18 protein-coding genes are annotated in these 26,394 nt (G+C 59.9%); 13 read left to right on the top strand and 5 right to left on the bottom strand.

The genetic code is table 11. The features are described from left to right. Positions 1-143: 143 nt before the first annotated feature. Positions 144-2,501 carry a hypothetical protein gene (locus ACFSKT_RS04905; protein ID WP_377718938.1) on the top strand — a complete coding sequence of 786 codons (2,358 nt, stop codon included), beginning with the start codon at positions 144-146 and terminating at the stop codon, positions 2,499-2,501. Positions 2,502-3,338: 837 nt separating this feature from the next. Then, entirely contained in the window at positions 3,339-5,717 is a 2,379-nt protein-coding gene (locus tag ACFSKT_RS04900) for a helix-turn-helix domain-containing protein (RefSeq protein WP_377718937.1), read from the top strand. Positions 5,718-6,101: 384 nt separating this feature from the next. Here ACFSKT_RS04900 and ACFSKT_RS04895 read toward each other — a convergent pair whose 3' ends face one another. The 3 genes from ACFSKT_RS04895 to ACFSKT_RS04885 all read right to left on the bottom strand — a co-directional run bounded on the left by ACFSKT_RS04895 (position 6,102) and on the right by ACFSKT_RS04885 (position 9,661). Continuing rightward, positions 6,102-7,709, bottom strand: a complete 1,608-nt coding sequence (locus tag ACFSKT_RS04895) for an ABC transporter substrate-binding protein (protein WP_377718936.1) — start codon at positions 7,707-7,709, stop codon at positions 6,102-6,104. 104 nt (positions 7,710-7,813) lie between these two features. Next, positions 7,814-8,704 carry a carbohydrate ABC transporter permease gene (locus ACFSKT_RS04890; RefSeq protein ID WP_377718935.1) on the bottom strand — a complete coding sequence of 297 codons (891 nt, stop codon included), beginning with the start codon at positions 8,702-8,704 and terminating at the stop codon, positions 7,814-7,816. A 24-nt stretch (positions 8,705-8,728) separates the two neighbouring features. Continuing rightward, complete coding sequence (locus ACFSKT_RS04885; protein ID WP_377718934.1) at positions 8,729-9,661, bottom strand: ABC transporter permease subunit; 933 nt, start codon at positions 9,659-9,661, stop codon at positions 8,729-8,731. Positions 9,662-10,050: 389 nt separating this feature from the next. Here ACFSKT_RS04885 and ACFSKT_RS04880 point away from each other — a divergent pair, with 389 nt between their 5' ends. From ACFSKT_RS04880 to ACFSKT_RS04850, 7 genes are all read left to right on the top strand, one after another. Further along, positions 10,051-12,951, top strand: a complete 2,901-nt coding sequence (locus ACFSKT_RS04880; RefSeq protein WP_377718933.1) for a fibronectin type III domain-containing protein — start codon at positions 10,051-10,053, stop codon at positions 12,949-12,951. A 142-nt stretch (positions 12,952-13,093) separates the two neighbouring features. Then, on the top strand, positions 13,094-15,196 hold the full coding sequence (locus tag ACFSKT_RS04875) for a right-handed parallel beta-helix repeat-containing protein (RefSeq protein ID WP_377718932.1): 2,103 nt from the start codon (positions 13,094-13,096) through the stop codon (positions 15,194-15,196). Positions 15,197-15,516: 320 nt separating this feature from the next. After that, on the top strand, positions 15,517-16,497 hold the full coding sequence (locus ACFSKT_RS04870; protein WP_377718931.1) for an ABC transporter ATP-binding protein: 981 nt from the start codon (positions 15,517-15,519) through the stop codon (positions 16,495-16,497). 32 nt (positions 16,498-16,529) lie between these two features. Beyond that, a complete protein-coding gene (locus tag ACFSKT_RS04865) occupies positions 16,530-17,570 on the top strand; it encodes an ABC transporter ATP-binding protein (protein WP_377718930.1) in 1,041 nt (346 codons plus the stop codon). Continuing rightward, positions 17,536-18,486 (top strand): ABC transporter permease, encoded by a 951-nt coding sequence (locus ACFSKT_RS04860; RefSeq protein ID WP_377718929.1) that lies wholly within the window; start codon positions 17,536-17,538, stop codon positions 18,484-18,486. The genes ACFSKT_RS04865 and ACFSKT_RS04860 overlap by 35 nt, the downstream gene beginning before the upstream one ends. A 92-nt stretch (positions 18,487-18,578) precedes the next feature. Continuing rightward, complete coding sequence (opp4C, locus tag ACFSKT_RS04855; protein ID WP_377719014.1) at positions 18,579-19,451, top strand: oligopeptide ABC transporter permease; 873 nt, start codon at positions 18,579-18,581, stop codon at positions 19,449-19,451. Between the two features lie 54 nt (positions 19,452-19,505). After that, positions 19,506-21,188, top strand: coding sequence for an ABC transporter substrate-binding protein (locus ACFSKT_RS04850; protein ID WP_377718928.1), 1,683 nt, complete (start codon positions 19,506-19,508; stop codon positions 21,186-21,188). A gap of 141 nt (positions 21,189-21,329) precedes the next feature. On the opposite strand, the gene ACFSKT_RS04845 is transcribed toward ACFSKT_RS04850, so the two are convergent. Further along, on the bottom strand, positions 21,330-21,518 hold the full coding sequence (locus ACFSKT_RS04845) for a hypothetical protein (RefSeq protein ID WP_377718927.1): 189 nt from the start codon (positions 21,516-21,518) through the stop codon (positions 21,330-21,332). 341 nt (positions 21,519-21,859) lie between these two features. On the opposite strand from ACFSKT_RS04845, the gene ACFSKT_RS04840 reads away from it, so the two are divergent. Both ACFSKT_RS04840 and ACFSKT_RS04835 read left to right on the top strand, forming a co-directional pair. Then, entirely contained in the window at positions 21,860-22,237 is a 378-nt protein-coding gene (locus tag ACFSKT_RS04840) for a hypothetical protein (RefSeq protein ID WP_377718926.1), read from the top strand. Positions 22,238-22,239: 2 nt separating this feature from the next. Further along, positions 22,240-22,881, top strand: a complete 642-nt coding sequence (locus tag ACFSKT_RS04835) for a histidine phosphatase family protein (RefSeq protein ID WP_377718925.1) — start codon at positions 22,240-22,242, stop codon at positions 22,879-22,881. Between the two features lie 42 nt (positions 22,882-22,923). Here the strand turns inward: ACFSKT_RS04835 and ACFSKT_RS04830 are convergent, their stop codons facing one another. Then, positions 22,924-24,354, bottom strand: a complete 1,431-nt coding sequence (locus ACFSKT_RS04830) for a hypothetical protein (RefSeq protein WP_377718924.1) — start codon at positions 24,352-24,354, stop codon at positions 22,924-22,926. Between the two features lie 203 nt (positions 24,355-24,557). On the opposite strand from ACFSKT_RS04830, the gene ACFSKT_RS04825 reads away from it, so the two are divergent. Both ACFSKT_RS04825 and ACFSKT_RS04820 read left to right on the top strand, forming a co-directional pair. Beyond that, on the top strand, positions 24,558-25,142 hold the full coding sequence (locus tag ACFSKT_RS04825; protein ID WP_377718923.1) for a helix-turn-helix domain-containing protein: 585 nt from the start codon (positions 24,558-24,560) through the stop codon (positions 25,140-25,142). Positions 25,143-25,219: 77 nt separating this feature from the next. After that, complete coding sequence (locus tag ACFSKT_RS04820; protein ID WP_377718922.1) at positions 25,220-26,095, top strand: radical SAM/SPASM domain-containing protein; 876 nt, start codon at positions 25,220-25,222, stop codon at positions 26,093-26,095. The last annotated feature ends 299 nt before the right edge of the window (positions 26,096-26,394 follow it).

Raw genomic sequence — 26,394 nt, 5'->3', positions numbered from 1 at the left:
GCCGCCTATTGGCCGCGAGCGGCGCCGATAGGCGGCTTCTTCGCGTTCGTCACAGCGATTCGCATATCGAACAGTAGGCGCGAGCTCCGGCTTGTGCTTCAATGAAGCCGTGCAGTTACGCAGAAAGGAGTGGATCGCAAAGGATGTCGCAACTAAGCCAGCTGCTGGAATTCGTGCAGGCGCGAATGTCGCTCGCGGTAACCCGATTCGACGGCTCGCGCCCGATCGGCGAGATGAATCAGGAATGGAGCGAAGATAACGAACGAATGCAAATCGGCATTGCGGGCGAGCAGACGAGATGGGAGGCATCGGTGAAGGAGACGTCCATCGCCGTTAAGCGTGCGCCGATCATCGGAGCCGTGGCTCGCGAGGGTGTCGCGCCAAACGCCGGGTGCGAAGCGGATGCGATTGAAGGCGTCTCGCTCGCGCTCGAGTGGGTGCATTACGGCACGTCGGCCCCTTCGAGCGTCGGCGTCCGTTTCGCGTTCGACGCATGGTCGGACCGTAACTACGTGCTCGTGCCGGGAGCGGTATATGCCGGCAACCGGTTCGAATCGCAAGCTTTGCCGTATGCCCCGTGCTGGTCGCGCCTCGCGGAGCGCGGGCCGGGTACGCCCGGGTTCATCACCGATATCCCTCGGTTGAACCCGTCCGATGGACCGTCGGCGAGTCATCTATTGTCCGGCGATGCGGCGACGCCCGCCGTATGCTGGCACGATCCGGTTCGTCAACGCGGCTTTCTCGTCCTGACGGATCAGCGGACCGAATGGGGCGAGTCGTCGATCCACATCGAGGAATCGGACGACCGCGAGCGGTGCGCCGTCGAGTTCCGCGCGCCGGGGGTTAGGCCGATGCGCAAATACGAGATGTGCACGACCGAGGTACCATCGCCCGACCGAGGCGCCAGCTTCATAGACGGCAGCATCGTGCGCATGCGGGTGAACGTATTCGCTTTTCCTTGCGAGAGCGTAACCGGCTTGTTCCGCGCGTTCGCAGCAGCGCGAATGTCGCTGACGGGACCGCCTAACCTCGTCCCCGGTCTGCCGTTCTCCGCCGCGTGGAACATTCAGCAATCCAAGTACAACGCCATGAACTGGCGAGAGCCTTGCGGCTACTATGCGGTCGGCACCGTCGACCAGAAGCATCAGGACTGGCAGATCGGATGGGTCGGCGGCGGTATGTCCAGCCTCGCGCTGCTGGCGGAAGGAGATGACCTGTCCGCCGAGCGCGCGGCGCGGACGGTCGACTTCATGCTGAGCGGCCAGACGGATGCCGGTTTCTTCCCGGGCGTCTTCTACAACGGGCGCTGGTACGGAGACGAATTCAACGACGATCCGGCGCGGGATTGTCCCGAGCAGTGGCATATCGTCCGCAAGAGCGCGGATGCGTTGTATGTGCTGCTCAAGCAAGCGGCGATAATCGAGCGTCGCGGCGGCCCGCAACAAGTCCCGGTCAGCTGGCGTGCAGGTATCCGGCGGTTGGCGGACGGCTTCTTGGCGCTATGGGAGCGATATGGACAATTCGGGCAATGGATTCGCGCCGATACGGGCGAGATGCTGGTCGGCGGATCGGCCGGAGGCGCCATGGCGATCGGCGGTTTGGCGCTGGCCGCGCAATGGCTGGAAGATGAACGGTATAGGCAGGCGGCGCAAGCGGCGGGAGAATACTACTACGCGCAATTTACGGCAAGGGGGGTGACGACGGGCGGGCCGGGCGAGATTCTGCAATGTCCCGACAGCGAATCCGCGTTCGCGCTTCTCGAATCATACATGGTGCTCTATGAGACAAGCGGCGCGAAGTTATGGCTGGCTCGCGCGGAGGAAGCCGCGCTTCAGGCGATGTCGTGGTGCGTCTCGTGCGACTTCGCATTCCCGCCCGATTCGACGTTCGGACGGCTTGGCATGCGGACGGCGGGCTCCGTCATCGCGAACGCGCAGAACAAGCATAGCGCGCCGGGGATCTGCACGTTGTCGGGCGACGCGCTGTTCAGGTTGTTCCGGGCTACCGGGAACACGCTGTATGCGGCGCAGCTGCGGGAGACCGCGCACAATCTGACGCAGTATCTGTCCCGATCGGACCGGCCGGTGCTCGGCTGGGACGGCATCGACATGCCGCCCGGCTACATGAGCGAGCGGGTCAATATGAGCGACTGGGAGGGACAGGAGCTCGTCGGCGAGGCGCTCCCGCTCTCGTGCTGGTGCGAAGTGTCGCTCATGCTTACCTATGCGGAGGTGCCCGGCGTCTACGTGCAGCCCGATACGGGGTTCGTCTGGTCTGCCGATCACGTCCATTGCGAGCTTGCGGCGTCCGAAGGGGAGACGGTGCTGCGGCTGCATAATCAGACTGCGTTCCAGGCGGTCGTCAGGCTGCTCGTGGAATCGTCGCGCGAGGCGGCCGAGCCGTCCGGGCGCCTCGCGCCGGACGGCTGGGCGCGCATCGCGCTCGGAGCAGGCGAGATTCGAGAAGTGCCGCTGGCAGACGTGCAGACAGACGAAGGCTGATCAGGCCCAATAATTCCTGCATGCGGCGCGGCAGACGATCTGCTGCGCTTGCTTTCGTTGTTTCGGAAGCTCGGCCCCCGGAGTAGGGCAACGCTGTCAGGTTAAGGGAAAACGTCCGATGAAGCCACCGGCTGCTAACGGGTAACAGGCTTCAACATGCTTATGTCAAAGAAGGACTTAAAACCCCCTGAAGCTTTGTCCGCGAGGACAAAAGCGTGCCAGCTCGAAGCAACCCGCCGACCGCGAACAAGCGCGCCAGCACGACAAGGGAGTCCTGAGCGTTTTCTAAGGAAAACGCACTTCGGAAGCATACGCTTGGGCGAAGTCCCTTGGAGCCTCCTCGGCGGAGGGCAATGCTGTCAGGTTAAGGAAAGCCACTCAGGGGCAAAGTCTACAGGCTCTAGTGTTAGGACGGACTTCAACACCTACTGAAGCTTTGTCCGCGAGGACAAAAGCGTGCCAACCTCTTACCGCCCCGCCAACCGCAATCCAACTCGCCAGCACGAAAAGGGAGTCCTGAGCGTTTTCTAAGGAAAACGCACTTCGGAAGCATACGCTTGGGCGAAGCCCTTTGGAGCCTCCTCGGCGGAGGAGGTGGGAGGAGGGAGCAACAAAAGTGGGGTCAACGGGGCGTAGCCCTCTTAATCAGACAGCATTGCGGCGGAGGGGGAAGGGGGAGGGAGCACCATAACTCGGGACAAGGGGCGCAGCTCTTGCCAGACGACAGGGCAGCGCCCTACAGTCTTTCGATAAAAATACAGTAGCCGCGCCGGAGGCGAATATGGCATACTTTGGTCACGGAATACAATGAAAACGCTTTATTTCGGGGGTCGTGCCATGCGGATGCTGCAAGCCTACAAGTCGCGTAAATATCTGCTTCGAATTTTGCTCTCTCTCACGCTGCTGATGGTCGCGGGTCTGTTCCTCACGTCCGTCGCGCTGCAGTACAATGCCGAGCGCAGCGCGGTGCGCATGCAGCGGGAAGCGAACCGCAAGGTGATGAATCAGATCGATTACAACATCGCCTACATGACGGACCATATCGGCAAGCTGGCGGTCAATCTATATGCGGAGAAGCGCGTCGTGGCGCTTATGACGATGCGGGAGCCGGACGAGATGACGGTCATCGAGTCGGTCAACAATCTGCATAAAAACTATATCCTCTCTTCGTTCCTCCATTCCATTATCGTGTACAACGGCTATGCGGACCGCACGTATGCGATCGGCGAGCTGAGCTCATCCAAGCCGGATCAAGAGATGGCGGCCAATCTGGTCGATCGCTTGAAGCAGAAGGAGAAGCTGCCGCGCATGGAGCTCCTGCCGATGAACATGAGCGGCAGGGAGCATGGCGTGGACTTCTTCTCGCTCGTCATCTACGAGACGTATTATCCGACGAATACCGGGCGCGAGAGCGCGCTCGTGCTGAATATCAAGCCGGAATGGCTGCTGGACAATTTGCGGGCGATCAACGACTTCGCGAGTCCGGACAGCTCGGGCGTCTTCATCGCCGGCCGCGATGGCGACGTCATTCTATCCAGCGTCGGCGAGCGGCTTATGCCGGACCTCGAAGCGCTTAATCAAGCGGTGCTGGGCGTCGGCGAAGGCAAGGCTGACGGCGACGGCGATCCGGAGCGGAAGCCGTTCGGCTCCATGACGACCCGAGTGGCTGGCGAAGGCGAGGTGCTCGTGACATATTTGCGCGGGGCTTCCTGGACGGTTATTAGCGTGCAGCCTTACGAGAAGGTGCTCGGCGGCATCCTCGAGATGCGGAAGACGAGCGCGTGGGTGGGCGGCATCTTCCTGTTATTGGCGGTCATCGTGTCCGTCATTGTAGCGCACCGGCTGTATGGGCCGGTGGAGCGGATGATCGCCGAGATCGGCGGAGGTTCCAAGGAGCGCGGCGCGCAGGGGGGCAGGAGCACGGACAGCCGGGACGAATTGTCTCATGTGGCCAGCCTGTACAGCGAGATGGCGCAGACGCTCAGCCGCGTATCCAGCGAGAAGGACCAGCAGCGCAGCATCGTGAGGAATTACTATCTGCGTACGATTCTGACGAGCGCGAGGACGCTCCCCGCGGGGCAATTCGCCGATCTGATCCGCCAGAATGGTCTGAGCGTCGACGAACGAGGCCCTTATCGTCTCGTCATCGTCAAGATCGACGGTTATTTACGTCTGCAGCGGACCGTCGGCCACGACCAACGCATGCTGTATGATTTCGCGATTCGCAATATCGCCGAAGATATCATGGGGCACAGTCCGATCCGCTGCGAGATCGCGGACATGCGCAGCGACCATATCGTCATGCTGACGAGCGGCGATCACGCGCGGGAGGAAGGGACGGAAGCGCTGGCCGGTTGGCTGGGGCGCATCCAGGAGACCGTATCGGCTTACTATAAGCTGACCTTAACCTTGACGATCGGGGACGTCTTAAGCAGCCATGACCAGATCGCCGAAGGCTACAGCCGGGCGATCCATTATTCGATGTATAAGCTAATCTTCGGCCAAGGCGCGATTCTCACGCCAGAGCAAGTCCGGCCCAACATGGAGCGTTATGAATACGCGTTCCCGGACGAACTGGAGCGCCGATTGCTGGAGAGCGCGCGCTCGAACGATCTGGACGGCATGCTCGGGACGATCGATCTGATCTTGGAGCGGTTGTCGGTCTACCATTACGACCATATTCTGCACGGGCTGCTCCATGTCGCGAACGTGCTGAAGGGGGCGGTGCGGGACATGAACAAACACCGGGTCGTCTCCCTGCAGCTCGACTTCAGCTCGCTAAGCAGAGAAGTGCTGGAGAAGGACACGATCGGCGAGATCCGCGAGCTGTTCGCCGCAGCGTGCGAGGAGCTGCACGACCGGCTGCTCGCCCAGGATGAAGAGAAGAACAAGGCGCTCATGGATACGATCAAGGACATCGTCGAGGCGAATTATCGCGATCGGAATCTAAGCCTGCAGGGCATCGCGTCGATGCTTCATATGACGCCGGCTTACGTCGGTGCCAAATTCAAGCAGAGCGAATTCATGTCGGTGGCGGAATTCATGAACGAGGTCCGGTTGCGGCACGCGCAGGAATATTTGGAGACGAAAAACTTCAGCATTAAGGAGATCATGGAGCTGGTCGGCTACTTCAACGAGAGCACGTTCTTCAAGCTGTTCAAGAAGAAGTACGGGGTGACGCCGCGGGAATACCGGCTGAAGAAGCGACTGGAATAGCGGAGGCAATGCTGTCAGGTTAAGGAAAAACGGCTGGTGAACCAGCCGTGGCTATAGTTGATCGGCTTACGCACATGCATAGGTCTTAGGACGAACTTCAACACCCACTGAAGCTTTGTCCGTCAGGACAAAAGCGTGCCCAACACAAGCCAATCCGCCGACCGCGAACCATCGTGGCAGCACGAAGACGGGAGTCCAGAGGGCAAAGCCCTTTGGAGCCTCCTCGGCGGAGGAGGTGGGAGGAGGGAGCAACAAAAGTGGGGTCAACGGGGCGCAGCCCTTCTTAACCTAACAGCATTGGTAGCGGAGGTTGTGGGGAAGAAGAACGAAGACAAGGCTTCGCCGCGATGGCGAAGCCTTGTTCCATACGGGCAACCGTCAGCCTTATTTACCCTTGGCCGCCAGGAACGCCTGCCATTGCTTCTCCGCCTCCGCGTCGATTTTCTCCTGTCCCGACGCCTTCAGCTTGTCGATGAACTTCGGCAGCTGTTTCTCGGGATCGACGGCGCCTGTTTCCAGCGCGAGCTGGAACTCTTCCTTGGCGGCCTGCACATTGGCGATCTCGGATTTGATGGATTCCTGGTTCAGCGAGAAGCCGTACGATTCCGAGACGACCGCTTTATCGTTCAGCTCGACGGTGCGCGCCCAGACGTCCGGCGTTTGGCCAGGCTTCAGGTACGCGTTGAACTGGTTGCCGAATACCCAGTCGACGTTCGGCGCATAACCCGAATCTTTGATCGGTTCGATGTACGTGTCGTCCTTCTTCGTATAATGCTTGCCTTCGATGCCGTTGCAGATCAGATTGTACAAGTATTTGTCCGTGTTCAGCAGGTTGATGAACATGAGCGTCCGCTCGGGATTCTGGCTCGTCTTGCTGATGACGTGCATCGCGCCGGAGATGCCGGTGAAATAGCTGTCCGAAATCGGCACGTAGACGACTTCATGGCCGCCGTTCACGTTCATTTCGTCCACCTCGCCGCCCGGCTTCGACGTGAATTCAATGCCGACGGCGACGGTGCCTTTCGCCTTCAAGTCGTTGATGTTCTTCAGAATCGGCGCATCGCCGTTGATGTAACCGGCCTTGAACCAGCTGCGCATCGTCGCGTAGTATTCTTTCCGGCGATCGAGCTGCGCAAGCTCCGTAATGGCGGCGAACGTCGGGTCGCTCTTGGCGTAGGAGACGGCGAGTCCGTCGCCGCCGACAATGTCGCGGTCCACGTAGATGCCCCATGAATTCTGGGCCATGCCGAACGGCACGATGCCTTTCTCGTTTTCCTTCAGCGTCTTGAGGAACGGTTCGATGTCCTTATACGTTTTGATCGTCGAGACGTCCAGATTATATTTGTCGATGAAGCGCTTCTGGATGACGAGGCTCTTCGTCTTGGCGGCCACCTGATAGATCGGGAAGGCGTACACCTTGCCGTCGACGGCTTTCATGTCCGGCCAGAATTTATCGGGAATGTTGGCGCGGGCTTCCGGCGCGTATTTGGCGATCATCTCGTCGGTCAGCTCGAGGAAGGCGCCTTTGTCGACGTTGGATTGGTACGGGAGCAGCCAGTAGCGCGACGACCAAGCCAGATCGAACGACTCGCCGGCGGCCATCATCGCGTTCAGCTTTGTATCGTACTCGTCGAATGAGAGCGGTTTCAACTCCACGGTCGCGTTGATTTTCTCTTTGAGATACGCGTTGATCTCGTCCTGGACGAGCTGCTGGTCGCTGCCGGCCGGGTTGCTCGGGTAATAGAAGGTGAGCTTCGCTTCCTTGAGCTGGTCCGCGGCGCCGGCGTCCGCTTTCTCTTCGCCGTTCTGGCCGTTTTTGCCTGCATTGGCGGTATTGGCCGCTTTGCTCCCGCCATTATTTCCGCCGTCAGCCCCGCCATTATTGCCGCCGTTATTTCCGCCGCCCGCATTATTCGAACAGGCCGCCAGCAGCGCTAACATCGTCAGGATGATGATTCCTCGCAGCATTCCTTTTGTTCTCGTTCTGCGCATCGATGAACCCTCCATTTATTGTATTCGTTATCCGTGGCATTTCCTTGCTGCTTGCCAAGCCTCGCCCCCTTTCCAGTCGCGTCCTGCCTCGGGCCTCGCGCTCGTTAGCCTTTCAACGAGCCGACCGTCAGGCCTTTCACGAAATATTTCTGGAAGAACGGGAAGATGACGAGCATCGGACCGCCGGCGAGAATGGCCATCGCCATCCGGACCGACAGGGAAGGGAAATTCGCGTACTGCAGGCGATCGGCCGCTTCGGCCATCGGCGAGTTGGCGAGAAACTCGATCTGCGCGAGCGTGCGCACGAGCAGCAGCTGAAGCGGGATATACTTGTCGTTGTCGATGAAGAGCAGCGCGTTGAACCACTCGTTCCAATAGCCGAACGAAATGAACAGGCCGAGCGTGGCCAGCGCGGGCGTCGAGAGCGGAAGGATGATCCGGATGAAGATGCGCAGCTCGCTGGAACCGTCCACCTTTGCCGACTCGATTATCTCTTTCGAGATTTTGTCCAGAAACCCCTTCATGATCATCACATTAAACGGACTGAGCATCGAAGGAAGGATGAGCGCGGCGAGCGTATTCTTCAAATGCAGGTATTGCGTCATCAGAATATAGAACGGAACCATGCCGCCGGAGAACAGAATCGTGAAGAAAATATAGAACGTGATCGGCCGGTTGTACCGGAAATCGCTGCGCGAGATCGGGTAGGCGGTCATGGCGGTCAAGAGCAGCGAGAAGACGGTGCCGATCACGGTGACGGCGATCGTGACGCCATAGCCCTGCAGCAGACTCTGCGGCTTGCTGAGCACGATCTGGTACGCCTCCAAGCTGAGCTGGGAGGGGAGAAATTGATAGCCATGCTCGATCAGGCTGTTCTCCGACGTGACGGAGATGATGACGACGAGCGCGAACGGCAGCGCGATCAGCAGGCAGACGACGGCGAAGAAGCCGTTGATGATCCAGTTGCCCAGCCGTCCGGAGGGGGCGTGTGTCATGAGCAGGTTCCTCCTAAGGAAAAATTAGAATAACGCGCTATCCTTATCAATCCGACGAACGAGATAGTTGGCGCCGAGCACGGTAACCAGCCCGACGACCGATTGCAGAAATCCGACGGCCGCGGCGGAATTGATATCGGCCAGCTTGGTCAGCGCGCGGAAAATGTACGTGTCGATGACGTCGGTCGTCGCGTAGTTCATCCCGACGTTGTTCGGCACGAAATAATGAAGGCCGAAGTCGCCGCGGAAAATGTTGCCGAGTCCGAGAATGAACAAGATGATGATAAGCGGCTTCAAGAGCGGAAGCGTGATGCGCAGCATCATCTGGATCCGCGTAGCGCCGTCCAGGCGGGCGGCCTCATAATAGTCGCTGCTAATGCCGGTGATGCCCGCGTAGTAGACGAGCGTCGAGAAGCCGACGCCTTTCCAGATCGAGACGAGCGGCAGTATGAACAGCCACGGGCCGGTCTCGAAATACCAGTTGCGCGGCTCGAAGCCGAGTGTCGTCAGCAGATTGTTGGCGAACCCGTTCTCGTGGTCGAGGAACGCGTTGCCGATGTAGCCGACGAGCACGAACGAAATGAAGAACGGGAGGAACATCGTCGTTTGGTACAGCTTGATCATCCGTCCGGTCAGCTCGTTCAGCAGGAGGGCGAACACGAGCGCCGTCACCGTCCCGAGCACGATGTAGACGAAGTTGTAGGCGAGCGTATTGCGGATGACCCGCAGCGCGTCCTGCGATTTGAACAGAAATTCAAAGTTGTCGAAGCCGACCCAGCGGCTGCCGAAGATGCCCTCGTCGTACCGGTAGAACTTGAAGGCCAGCATAAGTCCGACCATCGGAATGTACGCGATCACGAATTTGAACAGCACGCCCGGCGCGGCCAGCAGCAGCAGCTCGCGGTTCTTGCGAAGATGCGTCCACTCCTTTCGAAACCATAACCCGATCTTGCCCATGTCCATCTCCTCCACCTTTACCCTAGTTCTCACAGGCTCATCATGCCATGCCGGCCGAGGGAACACTACGGCGCAATTCGCGAAAAGCTGTCGCGGCGGATTATGAATTTTGCGAATCGCTATTCGGCCGGGAAAACGCATTAATCACAGTGTCCGGCGGAAGGAATCGCAATTGCGGCAGTAGCCGGGATCGTGGCATTCGTGCCATGATGAGGGGCAAAGGGAGGTGAGAAGCCGCGGCTTGCACACACGGGAGCGAGCCATGCTTTGCATCATGACGAATGCCGCATACCGCGAAAGCGGATGTACCCATCCGGCAATCGCGCCAACGCGAGAGCAACCCAATTCGACAAGTGAAGGGATGGAAGATGATGAAGAGTTTCTTAAGGATGCCGGCGAGGAAAAAGATGCTGGCCGCGATTAGCGCGCTCACGCTGCTGCTGCCCGTCGTTCCGGCGGCGCCCGCTTTTGCCGCAACATTAAATGTAACCGCTTACGGTGCGAACGGAGGCGATACCGCGGACGACAAAGCCGCCATCCAGAGCGCGGTGAACGCCGCATCGGCCGGCGATACGGTGCTGATTCCCGCAGGCACCTATTATTTGTCCGGCAGCGTGAGCGGCAAGTCGGGCGTCAAGATTACCGGCGAGAACCGCGCCACGACGATCATCAAGTTCACCTCGACCGGGGATAACACGATGTTCTCCCTCTATAACGTGAACGACGCGGAAGTATCGAACATGACGCTCGACGGCAACAGCAGCACGATCGCCCAGTCGGCGGTCAAGTCCGAAGGCGGAACCGGCAACCGGATGCTCGACTTGAACGTGAAGGATCTGACCGCTTCGTCCGGCTTCGGCCCGTTCGCGCTGTACGGCATCGGCTCTACCCATCTGCGAATCGCGGGCAACGTCATTACGAACACGGGCGTGGCTTCGGACTGGGGCGGCGGCGTCCGGGTCGGCTGGGGATCGAGCCACGCGCTGATCGAGAACAATACGGTGCATAACACGGGACGCGGCGGCATTTTCATCAACGATAATAGTCCGTGGGCGATCGTGCGCGGCAATACGGTGACGGGCACCGGCAAGAAAATGGAAGGACTCGGCATCGAGCTGCACACGGACGTCGACTATTCTCTCGTCGAGAACAACAACGTCGATCACTGGATCAGCACGGTGCGCTCCAAATACATCGCCGTGCGCAACAATCTAGTGAAAGCGACGGATGGTTCGGTCGGCAATATGGGGCTGGAAGTCATGGTCGATCACGGCGTGACGAGCGGCAACCTCGTCGACGGCGGGCAGCAGGTCGGCATGCAGCAGTCGCCGGGCACGGGCTACCAGCTGTGGAACTACAATACCGTGCAGAACATCGTCATGTGGGGCATGCAGCTGCAAGGCGCGGGCACGGGGCAGACCGAGCAGTATCAATATTTCTATAAGAACACGTGGAAGAACGGCCCGATCGGCCATCCGTCGGCAGCTTATCCCGGTTACGATGGCAATGCGGTCCGCATTCATGGCGACACGCGAAACATCGTCTTCGACAGCAACGAAATCGTGAACAACGGCCGCAAAGCGATCGAAATTACGACGGCTTCCGGCACGGACCGGATCAGCTTCATCAACAATACGATCACGGGCAACGGCGGACCGTCCATCGATCAATATCCGTCCTCGGCCGCCGATCTGGAGTGGAGCGGCAATACGGTCAGCGGCAATGGCACGAATACGCAGCTGACGAGCAGAGGCTTCGCCGATCCGAAGCCGGTCGCGAATTTCTCCGCGCCGCTGACCGTTCAGCTCGGCCAGCCGGTCACCTTCACGAACACCTCGACCGACAACGGCACGATCGTGGAGAATCTGTGGGATCTGGGCGAAGGCATCCCGGTCACCGACGTGAGCCCGACCTACACGTATCAAAAAGCGGGCACGTACAAAGTCATCCTCGGCGTATGGGATAACGGCGGCCGGGCAAGCGTCAAGGAGCAGACGATCGTCGTTAGCGCCGGACCGCCGGATACGACGCCGCCGTCCGTGCCGGGCAATTTGACGGCGCCGTCGAAGACGGATACGAGCGTCACGCTGTCTTGGACCGCGTCGACCGACAATCTGGGCGTGGCCGGCTATGAGATCTTCCGCGGCGCCACGCTTGCGGGTACGACGACCGGGTCCACGACCTATACGGTCACGGGACTTAGCCCGAGCACGTCCTATACGTTCACCGTCAAAGCGAAGGACGGGTCGGGCAACCGGTCCGCTGCCAGCGGAGCCGTGAGCGTGACGACGAACGTATCGTCGGCGAATTGGGTTCACTGCGCGGGCGAGAACAATCCGTGTACCTTCACCGGCACGAAAGAAGTCCGGTACGGCGCGAATAACAGCTTTTACTACGGCACCTATACGAACTCGGTCATGTGCGCGAACAATATTTTCGGCGATCCGGCTCCGGGCGCTTACAAAACATGCGACGTAAATATGGGCGGCGCAAGCGGCGGCGGGAGCGACGCGCAAGCGCCATCCGCGCCGAGCGGGCTGACGTCGCCGTCGAAGACGGATACGAGCGTCGCGCTGACATGGACGGCTTCGACCGACAACGTCGGCGTGACGGGCTACGAGATCTACCGCGGCACGACACTCGCGGGTACGACAAGCGGGGCGACGAGCTATACGGCGACGGGGTTAAGTCCAAGCACGTCCTACGCGTTCACCGTCAAAGCGAAGGACGCGGCGGGCAACGTCTCGGCCGCGAGCGCGGCGCTGAACGTGACGACCAACGCGACGTCCGGCGGCCAGCCCGGTGGTCCGACTCCGACCGGAACGATCACGCGCGAATACTGGCTGAGCATCTCCGGCGCGACGGTGGCGAGCATACCCGTCGGAACGACGCCGAGCGGCGTTTCCGCGCTGACGAGCTTCGAAGCGCCGTCCAACTTCGGCGACAATTACGGGACGCGCATCCGCGGATATATCGTGCCGACCGTGACGGGCACGTATCAATTCGCGATCGCAGGCGACAACAATGCCGAGCTGTGGCTCAGCGCGAACGAGAATGCGGCAAGCAAATCGAAGATCGCGGAAGTGATCGATTGGACGAACGAGAAAGACTGGAATCAATACGCGTCGCAAAAATCCGGCCTTATTACACTGACTGCCGGCCAGCGGTATTACGTCGAGGTGCTGCATAAGGAAGGAGGCGGCGGCGATCATGCAGCCGTCGCTTGGAAAACGCCGGGCAGCGCCAGCTTCGCGGTCATCGGCGGAGCCAACTTGGCGCCGATTCAATAATTCGCCGCGAATGGGATTGTTCGAAGGTCAAGCAGCTAAGCGCAAAAAGGCATAACATGGCGGGCAAGGCCCGTGGGATCGGGGAGGGACGGCATGTCCTTCCCCGCTTCGCGCGGCGCTCGCGGAAGGGGAATGCGAACCAGTGGGAGATGCAAGAAGAGAGGCCATGCTATCGCTGTTCGTCTGCGGGACACAAGGCGACGACGAGAACGAAGGAAGCCGGGAGCGGCCTTTCGCCACGATACGTCGGGCGCAGGCCGCCGTCCGGGAAGCGATTCGAGGCGGCGATGCGGATGCGGTCGCGGTCCATTTGCGCGGCGGCATCTATCCGCTCACGGAGCCGCTGCGGTTCGGATCGGAGGACGCGGGCGGCACGCGCTGTCCGGTCGTCTACCGCAATGCGGAGGGAGAGACGCCCGTGCTGACGGGCGGCAAACTACTCGGCGGATGGGAACGCTGGCGCGGCAGCGCGTGGCGAACGCGCGTGGAGCCGGGGACGCGCTTCCAGACGCTGTATGCGGATGGCCAGCGGGTCGCGAAGGCGCGTTGGCCGGCTGCCGGCTATTTGCGGAGTGAAAACTCTCCGGATGGGGAGGAACGCAACGGGATCGGCTATCTGGAAGGCGACTTCCCGATGCCGGCCGATACGAGCGCGCTGCAAGCCCATGTCTGGCCGGGCGAAGGCGAATGGAACTGGTTCACGGAGACGATTCCGGTCGCGGAGGTCGACGCCGCCCGGCGGCGGATCATCTTCGGGCGTCCGTGCACGTGGGGAATCGGCGCGCATTCCCGCTATTACCTGCAGGGCGCGTTGGAGTTCCTCCGCGAGCCCGGCCAGTTTCATCTCGACGAACGAGAAGGATGGTTATATTACATTCCGGCTGTTGGCGTTCAGTCCCCGGAGGAGCAGACGATCATTGCGCCTTCCATGATGCGGTTGATCGAGATCGCGGGGGAGAGCGAGGACCGTAAGGCGTCCGGGCTAACCTTTCAGGGGCTTCGCCTGATGGGTACCGATGCCCACGCCGATCACATCATGATGCGATCCGAACCGGGGATGGACAATTGCGAACCGGAAGCGAACCGCAGCGGCGTCATCTATGCGCGGTTTGCCTCGAATGTCCGCATTGAGAGATGCGCGATCAGCCAGTCGGGCACGTGCGGCATCTTTCTCGACCGCTGTGCGGAGCGGTTCGCGATCGTGGGCAACGAGGTGGAGCGATTCGGTCATTCCGGCATCTACGCCTGCGGCTATGCGCCGGGCGAGGGGGATATCGCGACGGCCGAGCTCGCGCATCGCAACCGGGGGCATGTCATTGCGGATAACCGGATTCGTTACGGAGGCGAACTGATCGGCCATGGCAGCGGCATCGTCCTCTATCAAAGCGGCGATAACGAGATCGCTCATAACCAGATCGTGGGAATGCCCCGCTACGGCATTTCGCTCAAAGGACTCCGTTATGGCGTCATGCCGAATCGGCTGTGGGACGCGGACGTGACGTGGGAGAATCACTGGGAGTTCTTATTCACCCGTGACAACGTGATCTACGGCAACGACATCTCGGAGGTGATGACCGACAGCCAGGACGGGGGCATGATCGAATCGTGGGGTATCGGGCGGGGCAACCGGATAAGCGGCAATCGGCTTCATCACAGCGGCATCCATTTCTCGTTCGGCTTCGGCATCTATCTCGACGACGCTTCGGACGACGTCGAAGTAACGGGCAATCTGCTCGACCATCTGTACAGCACCGGCGACGGCAAGCTGTGGATGACGATCTTCGCCAAGGGCATCGGCAATCGGATCGCCAACAATCTGATCGTCGACAATCCGGACGCGGTCTGCGCGATCGGTTCGCAGGAGATGGCCGGTGAAGCCAACCGGGCGCTTGCGATCGAGGGCAACATCGTCGCGAACTCCGGTCATCTCTACTGCTGCGTGAATTGGAGTCCGGAGCGCTTTCGCCTCTGCGACCGAAATCTATATTGGCGCGGAGGCGAGCCCAGCCGCGTGACCGGCAAGCTGCCCGCCGAGCCGCTCGGCGACAATCCGGCCTGGGGCTGGGAATACGCGTGGGAGACGTGGCGCTCGCTGCAAGGCGGCGCGTACGATGCCGCGACGATCAACGGCGATCCGCGCTTCGCGGACTGGGCGGCGGGCGATTATCGGCTGCTGCCGGATTCGCCGGCTTACCGGCTGGGCTGGAGGGACATCGATTTGGCGAGCTTTGGCCCGCGCGACTGAAGAGCTTCGCGATTGCGGAACCCTTCGATGTGCCGTTCCCTTCGATGCGAATCGTACGCGCTGCATTTGGCTTTTAGCGCTCTGGGACCTCGCGAAACACGCATACCCGATTCGAGACACCCGCTTTCGCAGGAAAGCGGGAATTCGTCATGCCTTCCGATTGAAATCGTTAATTCAGTCATTCAAATGATCTATGGTGGAAGCAATTGACGGTTATTTCCCAATAATGGTAGATTGGCTGTAACCAAAAGACGACCATTCGGATGGAGTAAATAGGAATTTACGGCGAACCAGATAGCCGATCCGAATCGGAGGCGTACATGAAGCACGTGCTCGAAATCGCAAGGTTGACGGTAACGTTCCGCACCGACAGAGGGGACGTCAGACCGGTTGACGATATCAGCATCGCGGTGCGGCCGGGCGAGACCGTCTGCATCGTCGGCGAGTCGGGGAGCGGGAAGAGCGTTGCCTCGCTCGCCATCTTGAACCTGCTGGGGAAGGGCGGGGAGATTGGGCCGGGCCGGATCCGGTTGGCGGGGGAGCCGCTGACGGAGAAGTCGGAGGCGGAGCTGCGCAAGATGCGCGGCAAGGAGGCCGCGATGATATTCCAAGAGCCGATGACAGCCCTGAATCCGGTGCTTACGATCGGGGACCAACTGCGCGAAGCGATCCGCCTGCACGCCGGATTGCGGGGGAAGGCGGCGGACGCCTATGCGGCGGAGCTGCTGCGCGAGGCAGGGATTGCGCGGGCGGAGCAGGTGCTGAAGCAATATCCGCACTCGCTGTCGGGCGGCATGCGGCAGCGAGTCGTCATCGCAATGGCCATCGCGGGCAAGCCGAAGCTGCTGATCGCCGACGAGCCGACGACCGCGCTCGACGTGACGGTGCAGGCGCAAATCCTAACGCTGTTGAAACGGCTGCGAACGGACCACGATACGGCCATCCTGCTGATCACGCACGATCTGGGCGTCGTCGCGGAGATGGCGGACCGCGTGCTCGTCATGTACGCCGGACAGATCGTGGAGGAGACCGACGTGTTCACGTTGTTCGATCGTCCGCTTCATCCGTACACCAGAGGCTTGATGAAGGCGGTGCCCGTGATCTCGGCCGACTTGGACTATCGCCTCGAAGCGATACCGGGCAGCGTGCCGGATATCGGGCGGCTGCCGCAAGGCTGCCGCTTTCATCCAAGGTGCCCGTCGGCGTCCGACCGCTGCCGCAGCGAGATGCCGGCGCTCGCGCCTTCCGCATCCGGCCACCTCGTCCGATGCTGGCTGGCCGGTCAAAGTCCGGCGTCATGACCCACATGCATAGATCGGAGGGGAGGAACGACATGACGGAGCGCGGCCGCGAGGCTACGCCGCTATTGCGGGCGGACAATCTAAGCGCCTATTACCCGATACGCCGAGGCGTCTGGAATCGGACCGCAGGCTTCATCCGGGCGGTCGACGGCGTTACGCTCGAGGTATACCCCGGGGAGACGCTCGGACTCGTCGGGGAATCCGGCTGCGGGAAGTCGACGCTCGGCCGGACGCTCCTGCGGTTCGAAGAGCCGCACGCGGGCCGAATTTACTTCGAAGGCGACGAGGTGACGGCACTGCAGGAGCGCCGGCTGCGCCCGTATCGCACGAAGTTCCAGATGATCTTTCAAGACCCGTATGCTTCACTGAATCCGCGCATGACGGTGGGCGAGCTGCTGGCCGAACCGCTGCTCGCCCACCGGCTCGCCGGCAAGGGTGAAGCGCTCCTTCAAGCTCAGCGTCTGCTGGAGCTGGTCGGCCTGCCGCGCGCGAGCGCCGGTCGTTATCCGCACCAATTCTCCGGCGGCCAGCGCCAGCGCATCGGGATCGCGCGCGCGCTCGCGGTCAAGCCGAAGCTGATCGTGTGCGACGAGCCGGTATCGGCGCTCGACGTCTCGGTTCAAGCACAAATCCTTCATCTGCTGCAGGACCTGCAGCGGGAGCTGAATCTCACCTACTTGTTCATCGCGCACGGCTTGGGGGCCGTGCATTATATCAGCACGCGGGTGGCGGTCATGTATTTGGGGAAGATCGTGGAGATCGCGGATAAGCGTACGCTGTTCGCTTCGCCCAAGCACCCGTATACGCGCATGCTGCTGAACGCGAATCCGGTGGCGGACCCGAGACTGCGCGGCCGGGTAATTCTCGTGCCGGAGGGTGACGTGCCGAGCGCCTCGAACCCGCCGCCCGGCTGCCGGTTCCATACGCGCTGCCCGTTCGCGCTTCCGCGCTGCGCGGCGGAGGCGCCTGCGCTAACCGGCGGCGCGCATGCGGTCGCCTGCCATTATCCGCTTGGCGGCGCGGGAGAGGAGGAGACGCATGCTCTCGTTCGTCGTGAGACGGCTGCTCATTAGCATCCCGGTGCTGCTCGGCATTACCGTCATTAATTTCGTCATCATCAAGCTGGCGCCGGGCAACCCGGTGGAGATGTTCATTAACCCGAATACGCCGCCCGAGCTGATCGAGGCGAAGAAGGAGATGCTCGGTCTGAACAGTCCGTTCATCGTCCAATATGGGCAGTGGCTCCTCCAGCTGCTGCAGGGCGAGCTGGGCTATTCGTTCAGCTCCTACGCGCCGGTCGCCGGCCTCATCCAGGAGCGGATCGGGCCGACGCTGCTGCTGGCGTTCTCCGCGTTGATCGCCGGCCTGCTCGTCGCGCTGCCGATCGGGATCTTCAGCGCCGTCCGGCATAACACTAAGTGGGATTACATGCTGACCGGGCTCTCCTTCGTGGGGACATCGCTGCCGTCCTTCTTTCTTGCGCTCGGCCTGCTTTATTTGTTCGCGCTGAAGCTTCGGCTGCTGCCGACCGGCGGCATGCAGACGCTTAACGGGGACGGAGGCGTGTTGGATACCTTGCTCCACCTGATTCTGCCCGTAAGCGTGCTGGCCATTGTCATTATCGGCAAGAAGATTCGCTACGTGAGGGCGAGCATGCTCGACGTGCTCAAGCAGGATTATTTGCGGACCGCCCGGGCGAAGGGCGTGCGCGAATTCGCGGTGACCCACAAGCATGCGCTGCGCAACGCGCTGCTGCCGATCATCGCGGTGTTCGGGATGGAGATTCCGGCACTGCTCGGCGGGAGCATCATTATCGAACAAATTTTTCAATGGCCGGGCATCGGGCAGTTGACGATGCAGTCCATCCTGTCGCGGGATTATCCGACGCTGATGGCGCTTAATCTCGTGGCGGCGGTCGTCGTGCTGACGACGAATCTGATCGTCGATGTGCTATATGCGCTCGCCGATCCGCGAATCAAATATAGGTAACAGAGGCTGGTTACTTTCGGAACACGCCCTATAAGGGAGGGACATCTCGCATGAGCCATTCCGAACTGCGATTAGACGCCGCCGTGCTGCCCATGGCGGATTCGCGACAACACCTGGAGACTGCGCCGGAGAATGGCTTGCGTCAAGCGGCCCGCAGGTTCGCCAGGCATAAGCTCGCCGTATTGGGGCTGCTTGCAACGCTCTTGCTCGCGGCTGCCGCCATCCTCGCGCCTTGGCTGATGCCGCATTCGCCGTATGCAGTGACCGCGCAATTCTCCGCGCCGCCTTCCGCCGCGCATTGGCTCGGGACGGATCAGGTCGGGCGCGACGTGCTTAGCCGACTGATCATCGCCGCCCGCGTATCGCTAATTGTCGGCTTCGCGACCGTGGCGATCTACGTCGCCTTTGGCACGCTTGTCGGCCTGATCTCCGCTTACTTCGGCGGCTGGATCGACGCGGCGATCATGCGCCTGACCGACATGTTCTTGGCATTCCCGTTCATGATGGTGATCCTCGTCATCGTCAGCGCCGTCGGCGCGAGTCTGCCGACGATCGTCGCGGTGATCGCCTTGTTCTCATGGCCCTCGGTCGCGCTGCTCGTCCGCGGCAACGTGCTGTCGCTGAAGGCGCAGGATTTCGTGACGGCCGGGCGGGCGCTCGGTTACAGCACGCCGCGTCTTCTGTTCCGGCATGTGCTGCCGAATACGGCCGGTCCGATCATCGTCAACGCGACATTCGGCATCGCCAGCGCGATTCTGAGCGAGGCCGGGCTTAGCTTCCTCGGCATGGGCGTCCAGCCGCCGACCGCCAGCTGGGGCAATATGCTGTCCGAGGCGCAGTCGCTCACGGTGCTGACGGAGCAGCCGTGGCTGTGGATTCCGGCCGGATCGATGCTGCTCGTCACCGTCCTGGCGATCAATTTCGTCGGCGACGGGCTTCGCGACGCGCTTGATCCGAAGGCTTAACTTGCGCGATTCTCGCGCATCGACCATTTTGCACGATAAAGGGGGAAATCCAGTTTGAAACGATCGATTCGCTACCTGCCTGCTATGCTTCTCATTTGCTTGCTGCTCGCCGCTTGCAGCTCGAATGGCAATAACGGCGGTCATTCGAACGGCGCCGGGGAAGTCGAGGCCGCCGCGCAAGAGACCGCCGCCGAATCCGCGACGGAAGAAGCCGCCGCGCCGCCTGATGTCAAGGAGAAGGTCGTCACGATCGGCATCGTCAATTCGCCGATTACGCTGAACCAAATCAACGACCAAGGCGACTCCGCCTCCAAGACCGTCCAGGCACTGCTCAACGACGCGCTGCTCGATATCAATACGTCGTTCGAATTTCTGCCCAAGCTCGCCGATTCCGTCGAGACGGCGGACAATCAGACATACGTCGTGAAGCTGAACGCGGGCGCGAAGTGGAACGACGGCCAGCCGTTCACGACCGCGGACGTCAAGTATACGCTGCTGACCGCGCTGCACCCGAAGGTCGAGAGCTCGTTCCGCTTGAACTTCGTCGAAGGCACGGACGATGCCGGGAAGCTGCCGGAAGGCCAGACCGAGCTCGCCGGACTGAAAATCGTCGATGACCATACGTTCGAGATCAAGACGAAGACGCCGATCGACCCGAATATCTTCAAGGAGACGTTCGCGACGAAAGTGTACTTCCTGCCCGCGCATGTGCTGAAGGACGTGCCGGTCGATCAATTGAACACCCATCCGTATTTCCAGAAGCCGGAGGTGACGATCGGGCCGTTCAAATTCGCCGATTTCCGCAAGGATCAGTATACGGAGGTCGCGCGCAACGACAACTATTACCGTCCGGTGGCGAAGCTGGACAAAATCTTCGTCAAGGTGCTGCCGGCCACCAACCTCGTCGCCCAGCTGCAGACGGGGGATATTCAACTGAACTCCTTGCCGGTCGGTCTCATTCCGATCACCGAATACGAGAAGGTGAAGGCGCTGGACAACGTGAACGTCGATTCCAGCGGTCCGTCGGAGCCGGCGGAAATTTTCTTCAACACGAAGGCGCTGCCGAACGTGAAGGTCCGGCAAGCGATCGCCTACGCGCTCAACCGGCAGTTGATCGTCGAGCAATTGCTCAAAGGTCAGGCGGAGGTCATCGACGGCAGCGTGCCGAGCGACAATCCGTACTATAACGACAAGCTGACGCCGTATACCTACGACCCGGACAAAGCGAAGGCGCTGCTGGCGGAATCCGGCTGGGACGCGAAGAAGCCGCTGCGGTTCCTCATCCCGGTCGGCAACAAGGTGCGCGAACAGGCGGCCGATATTCTCGTGCAGAACCTGACGGACGTCGGGTTCAAGATCGACGTGCAGAAGTACGATTTCGGCACCTTGATCGACAAGGTGGACAACCAGCAATATGAGCTGACGATTTTCAACCGCGATTACTACATCGAGCCGAGCAACTACTTCTCGCTGTTCGAGAGCGGCAACGGCAACAATTTTATCCTGTACAGCAACCCGCGGGTCGACGAGCTGATCCGTCAAGGCGCGACCGAGCCGGATTCGGCCAAGCGGCACGTGATCTACGATGAGTTGCAGCAGATTCTGCACGACGAGCTGCCGACGATCAGCGTCTACTCGGAGAAACGGCTGCAGGCGGTGGCCAAGAACGTGCTCGTCGGCAAACCGCTCAACTTGGGTATGTTCAATCGGGTCAACGAGTGGGATTTGGCGCAGTAATCGTCAAGTTTGCGAAAGAAGAGGAGGCGGCTGGTCCTTGCGACCGGCGGCTTTTTCGCCGTTCCTAGGTATTGGCAAAATGTCAAAGAGGCTGCTCCTCGACGGCAGCAGCCTTAGTCTCTATATGATGCGGATGTATTCTCAGTGTTTGCACAAATTCAAGCCCTTCAGGCTCAGCAGCTCGATTACGTTCATCTGTCCGGCGATGACGCCAAAGGTCCGTTTTCGGTCGAACATATCTTGTAAGGCGTAGACCCACATTTTTTTCATTTCGTCGAATCCGAGGTAATGTACGGTTCCCTTTTTCTTCCGGAGATCTTTGATGGTCATTGCGATTGCGCTCCTTTGTCGTGTTGTGCGTGCGAGTGGCCGATTATTACTTACATTATTCGGAACGCGCTTACTTTTGGGTGGGTAGGCGTGATAAAAATCACATTTCCTATTGATGGAAAGTTTACCGTTCGTTAAAATGAGGGCATCTCGGCCTCCGTGGACAGGCAGAACGCTTCGCGCCACTTCGACTACACGCGTACGAAAGGAGGAACTTCACGCTGCAAACGAACACATTCGGCGATTCGACCGCCATATGCACCATTATTCTCAGCCTGCAGCCATCGCCGTACGGCCTGATGATTGCCGGCATCAAGAAACACGAATTTCGACGTAAATTCATGAGCGCTCCGGTTCATGCGTTCATTTACGTGAGCTCGCCGGTCAAAGCGATCCGCGCGTATGCCGAATTTGGCTCGCCGATCGTGGACGCGCCCAAGCGGCTGGGCCGGTTGGCTGAACAGGAAGGCGCTGGCACAATCGAGGGGATTATGTCCTATTTTGCCGGACTTGAGCAAGGTTATGCGCTGCCGCTGCGGACGATTCGCGAGATCGAACCGATGCCGCTGGAACGCCTGCGCGCCGCGTACCGATTCTCGCCGCCGCAATCGTACTGCCATTTGTCCGCTTATCCGGAACTAGGCCGTGCATTATTCGAACGGTTGAGCCGGACGGAAGCGGGCGCGAATCATTCATCGGAAGCCAAAGGAGGAAGTTAAATATGGAGAAGACCACTGTCTATTTGGTGCGCCACGGCGAGACGGAATGGAACGTGACGAAGCGGTTTCAAGGCCATTTGGATTCGGCGCTGATGCCGCTTGGCCGCAATCAGGCATTATGGTTAGGGGAATCGCTGAGCGGAACTGTCATCGACGCTGTCTATGCCAGCTCGAGCGCGCGCACGATGACGACGGCCTCGCTTATCGCGCAAGGGAGCGGGAGGGATGTTCGCATTCAACCTTGCGACGAGTTCAAGGAAATGTATTTGGGCGTATGGGAAGGGCTGGAGCTGGAGGAAGCCAAGTGCCGGAATCCGCTGCAGTTTCAGCGTTTCTGGGAAGAACCGGACGCCTTCCAAGTAGAAGGGAGCGAGACGTTCCGTGCGGTGGCGGACCGGGCGATGGCCAAGCTGAACGAGCTGCTGCCGATGCATGCCGGCCAATCCATCCTGATCGTCACGCATACGGTCGTCGTGAAGGTGCTCATGGCGTATTTCGAGCAGCGCGAGATGAACGCGATCTGGGGGCCGCCGTATATTCACCCGACTTGCCTGAGCAAAATCGAGATCGACCAAGATATTCCGCGCATTATTATGCACGGGGACACGAGCCACTTCCGGGAGGAGTCGGGCGAAGCGAGTTAACGTTCCGGTCAGGCCTGTGGTAGGATCCGACCCGCAGAGAAGCTACTCGTCCCGCAGCGCTCTGCGCTCGCTCACCCATCTGATTGCCACAATGACGGCCAAGACAATACCGACGATCAGCCCGGTCAGCGTGATGAAGAGCGCAATGTACTCGAATACCGAGTAAGCGGCCAGTTTGGACCAGTCGATGTCGCCTTTCAAGTCTTCGATGACCTGATTCATGCCGTAGATGCCGCCGACGACCGTGTACAGCGTCAGAATGAGCAGCAGATTGTTCTGGCCTTTCGATTGGTAGTCCTCCTGATAGCGGAACAGATCGGCCAGCGTTTCCTTCACGTCCTCGAATAGGGCGTGGCTGCCGAATATTTGGCGCAGCTGCAGGAACATCTCGTTGCCTTGGACGCTGGCGGCCAGCTCGCTGAAGTAATATTTGGCGGAGAACGCATTGATTTGACGGATGAGCCGCTGCACGGCCCGATGGTCGCGTTCGACGTTCAGATGCGAATACTGATTGGCCAGCTTCAGGAGCGCGATTTTGTGGAATAGGCTCATCATCACGCCATAATAATGCTCACCGAAGAGCTGGGATGCCAGCCGGTCGAATCGCGCTTCCCTTTCCAGCGTCAAGCAGGCGAAGGCATTCTCGTTCATCGCGTAGCGCGTGCGGGGCGCCCAGCGGTCATAACGCCGCTCGTTCACGTAGTCGGCCATATATTCGGCATTGCCCGCGCTCGCATACGGCTCGCCTGCCTCGTCGAGCCCATCCAGATGAAGCGCGCGGAAGAGGTCGGTATCGGAGATCGCGGCTTCTTCTTTGAATTGCATTAACGATTGGACGTACATCCGCTCGTCAATGAAGAACGGCAGCGTTTCGAAATAAGCGCCCTCGGTTACCTCGTTATCCAGATGGGGGAGCAGCGAGCGGACGATTTCGCGGAAGATAAAATCCTCCGTCTGTGTGAACTCGCCGCGGGAGCCGAGGACGCTGGTCCGTTTGTCCTTGGCCGAGACGTCCTGCAGCACGCGGAAACGATCGGCGAACTCCAGCGCCTCGCCATAGGTGAGGTCGGGTTGCTCCAGCTCGATTCGAAGCGTGATGAAGCCCAGGTCGAACGGGCAGACGATGACCTCCGCGGCATGAAGCCGAAACGGCATATCGCCCCGTTCCGTCTGCAGCGTACAGGCTTTGCCGATCGTCTTGGCAAACCGGCGGAAGCCGTTCTTGTCCGAAGCGCTGCGCGGAAATAGAATGCAGCACGTGTACGGCATGAAATAGCGTTCCAGCGCCTGGTGGAACACCCCGTAACGCGGACCATAGAAAGCCTGCTCCTGCGATAGATCGTCCAGCCGGAACGGCACGAACCGATCCGCGAGCAGTTCTGGGATCAGCCGTTCGTCGCTGCCGCGCTTGTAGGCGAACGGGAAAATAAATTGCAGCACAGCCCGCTCGAGCGGCCGGTCTTCAATAACCATAGGCGCTTCTCCTTCCCTTACCTACCATTGCTCCCGATACAGCCGGTTCACCATGTCTATACCACGGCGGCGAGGGCATCAACCAACGAATATTTCGCGCGGACAGAAAGGCTATAGAAGAGCGAGTATCATGGATCTCGTCTTCTCCTCATAAACTCTACTACCATAACTTCTAATTATGATTCGTAGAGGAGAGGAACCGCATGTTCGATGAGTATGTATTCACGGTGGAGGAAGCCGCCTTGATCCTGAAGCAGGATGTGGGCACGGTCTATCGGTGGCTCGCAGTCGGCAAACTGCGGGGGAACCGGCGAGGCAAGCGGGGAAGCTGGGAAATTCCCGCCTCGGAGCTGCAATATTGGGTAGGCGAGAAGCTGACGGAAGCGGAGAAGACGATTCTCGATGTGGCGCGCCAGGTATGGGGGATGCAGCGGAAAGCGGGATTCGCCGAACGCAAATCGTACGAAGAAGCGCTGGACGAGCTGCTGCTTGTGTTATCCCGCCAATTCGACGCGGCTCGCGCGTCGAAGGACGTTGGCCGGTCGAAGGCAAGCGCAGCGGAAATCGCCGGCCAGGGTACGCGAGATACGGAAGGAGCGGCAGCGGCGGATGAGGCAGAGCCGACGCTCGAAAGCTTAAGACAGCTGGCGGCGCTGCGCAGGCGCGGGAAGATCGGCGACGAGGAGCTGCGGGACATACTGGTCGAGCGAGACTGGGTGGAAGTGTATGAACGGCTGACGGACGAAATGATCCTGGTCTACGAGACGGATCGGATTCATTCCATCTGACGGTCCGGCTATGGTACTATAGAAGGTAGATTTAATGAAATCGATCATCATAGACTACCGGAATGGGGCCCTTATCGTTGAAAGCGTTCAAGAAAGTATATATAGAAATCACGAGTGTCTGCAATCTCGCCTGCACCTTCTGTCCCCCGACGGAACGCGCCAAGAACTTCATCAAGCCGGAGGAGTTCGCCAAGCGTCTGGATGAGATCAAGCCGTTCGCCAGTTACGTTTATTTGCATGTCAAAGGCGAGCCGCTGCTCCATCCGAAGATCGACCTGCTGCTCGATATCGCGCACGAGAAAGGCATCAAGGTCAATATTACGACGAACGGCACCTTGATCGCGAAGAACCGGCACAAGCTGCTCGGCAAGCCGGCGCTGCGTCAGATGAACTTCTCGCTGCACAGCTTCGACGGGCATCTCGGATCGACGGACCGCGAAGGGTATTTGCGGGACATTCTCGCCTTCGTGCGCGAGGAAGAGGCGAATCGGATCATTTTCTCGTTCCGGCTGTGGAACCTGACCGAGGACAACATCACGAACGCGCAGCGTCAGCGCAATCGCCAGACGCTGGCGATTCTGGAGCAGGAATTCGGGCTCGATTACCGCATCGAAGAGAAGGTCGTGCCGGGCAGCGGCGTGCGGATCGCCGAACGCGTCTATTTGAATCAGGACCATGAATTCCAATGGCCAAGCCTGGACGCCCCTGAGGATGACGGCAAAGGCTTCTGTTACGCGCTGCGCAGCCAGGCGGCGATTCTCTCGAACGGCACGGTCGTGCCTTGCTGCCTGGACGGAGAGGGCGTTATTAACTTGGGCAACGTCAACGAAACGTCCTTCGCGGAAATCGTGAACGGTGAGCGGGCGAGCAAGCTGGTCGAAGGGTTTTCCCGCCGCGAAGCTGTCGAGGAGCTGTGCCGTCGATGCGGGTATAGGCAGCGTTTCGGCGCGTAAAGCGTAACGTTAATATTTGAATGGTTGTAGGGCATTCCGTCCATGGGCGGGATGCCCTTTTTATTCTTGCATCGAGCGCGACGTGTGAATCATGCCCCGGCATCCGAATAAAAAAACACAATAAATGAAAAAAAGAAACCATTCCAACCCTCCTGTAAGCGCTTTATAGTTGATACGTAATGTATCTGGCTAATTGGTTCGCATTCATGTTAAGGAATGCGGCATTTAGCCCTGGCTAATTGGTTCGCATTCATGTTAAGGAATGCGGCATTTAGCCCTGGCTAATTGGTTCGCATTCA

This window comes from Paenibacillus xanthanilyticus (genome assembly GCF_042682185.1).
Taxonomy (GTDB): domain Bacteria; phylum Bacillota; class Bacilli; order Paenibacillales; family Paenibacillaceae; genus Paenibacillus_Z; species Paenibacillus_Z xanthanilyticus.
This window is presented reverse-complemented; position numbering and strand designations above follow the sequence as displayed.

Bases quoted from the DNA above. Each gene is read 5' to 3' on its own strand.
- ACFSKT_RS04905 (WP_377718938.1), top strand. From the start codon at position 144: ATGTCGCAACTAAGCCAGCTGCTGGAATTCGTGCAGGCGCGAATGTCG.
- ACFSKT_RS04900 (WP_377718937.1), top strand. From the start codon at position 3,339: ATGCGGATGCTGCAAGCCTACAAGTCGCGTAAATATCTGCTTCGAATT.
- ACFSKT_RS04895 (WP_377718936.1), bottom strand. From the start codon at position 7,709: ATGCGCAGAACGAGAACAAAAGGAATGCTGCGAGGAATCATCATCCTG.
- ACFSKT_RS04890 (WP_377718935.1), bottom strand. From the start codon at position 8,704: ATGACACACGCCCCCTCCGGACGGCTGGGCAACTGGATCATCAACGGC.
- ACFSKT_RS04885 (WP_377718934.1), bottom strand. From the start codon at position 9,661: ATGGGCAAGATCGGGTTATGGTTTCGAAAGGAGTGGACGCATCTTCGC.
- ACFSKT_RS04880 (WP_377718933.1), top strand. From the start codon at position 10,051: ATGCCGGCGAGGAAAAAGATGCTGGCCGCGATTAGCGCGCTCACGCTG.
- ACFSKT_RS04870 (WP_377718931.1), top strand. From the start codon at position 15,517: ATGAAGCACGTGCTCGAAATCGCAAGGTTGACGGTAACGTTCCGCACC.
- ACFSKT_RS04865 (WP_377718930.1), top strand. From the start codon at position 16,530: ATGACGGAGCGCGGCCGCGAGGCTACGCCGCTATTGCGGGCGGACAAT.
- ACFSKT_RS04860 (WP_377718929.1), top strand. From the start codon at position 17,536: ATGCTCTCGTTCGTCGTGAGACGGCTGCTCATTAGCATCCCGGTGCTG.
- opp4C (WP_377719014.1), top strand. From the start codon at position 18,579: ATGGCGGATTCGCGACAACACCTGGAGACTGCGCCGGAGAATGGCTTG.
- ACFSKT_RS04845 (WP_377718927.1), bottom strand. From the start codon at position 21,518: ATGACCATCAAAGATCTCCGGAAGAAAAAGGGAACCGTACATTACCTC.
- ACFSKT_RS04840 (WP_377718926.1), top strand. From the start codon at position 21,860: ATGAGCGCTCCGGTTCATGCGTTCATTTACGTGAGCTCGCCGGTCAAA.
- ACFSKT_RS04835 (WP_377718925.1), top strand. From the start codon at position 22,240: ATGGAGAAGACCACTGTCTATTTGGTGCGCCACGGCGAGACGGAATGG.
- ACFSKT_RS04830 (WP_377718924.1), bottom strand. From the start codon at position 24,354: ATGGTTATTGAAGACCGGCCGCTCGAGCGGGCTGTGCTGCAATTTATT.
- ACFSKT_RS04825 (WP_377718923.1), top strand. From the start codon at position 24,558: ATGTTCGATGAGTATGTATTCACGGTGGAGGAAGCCGCCTTGATCCTG.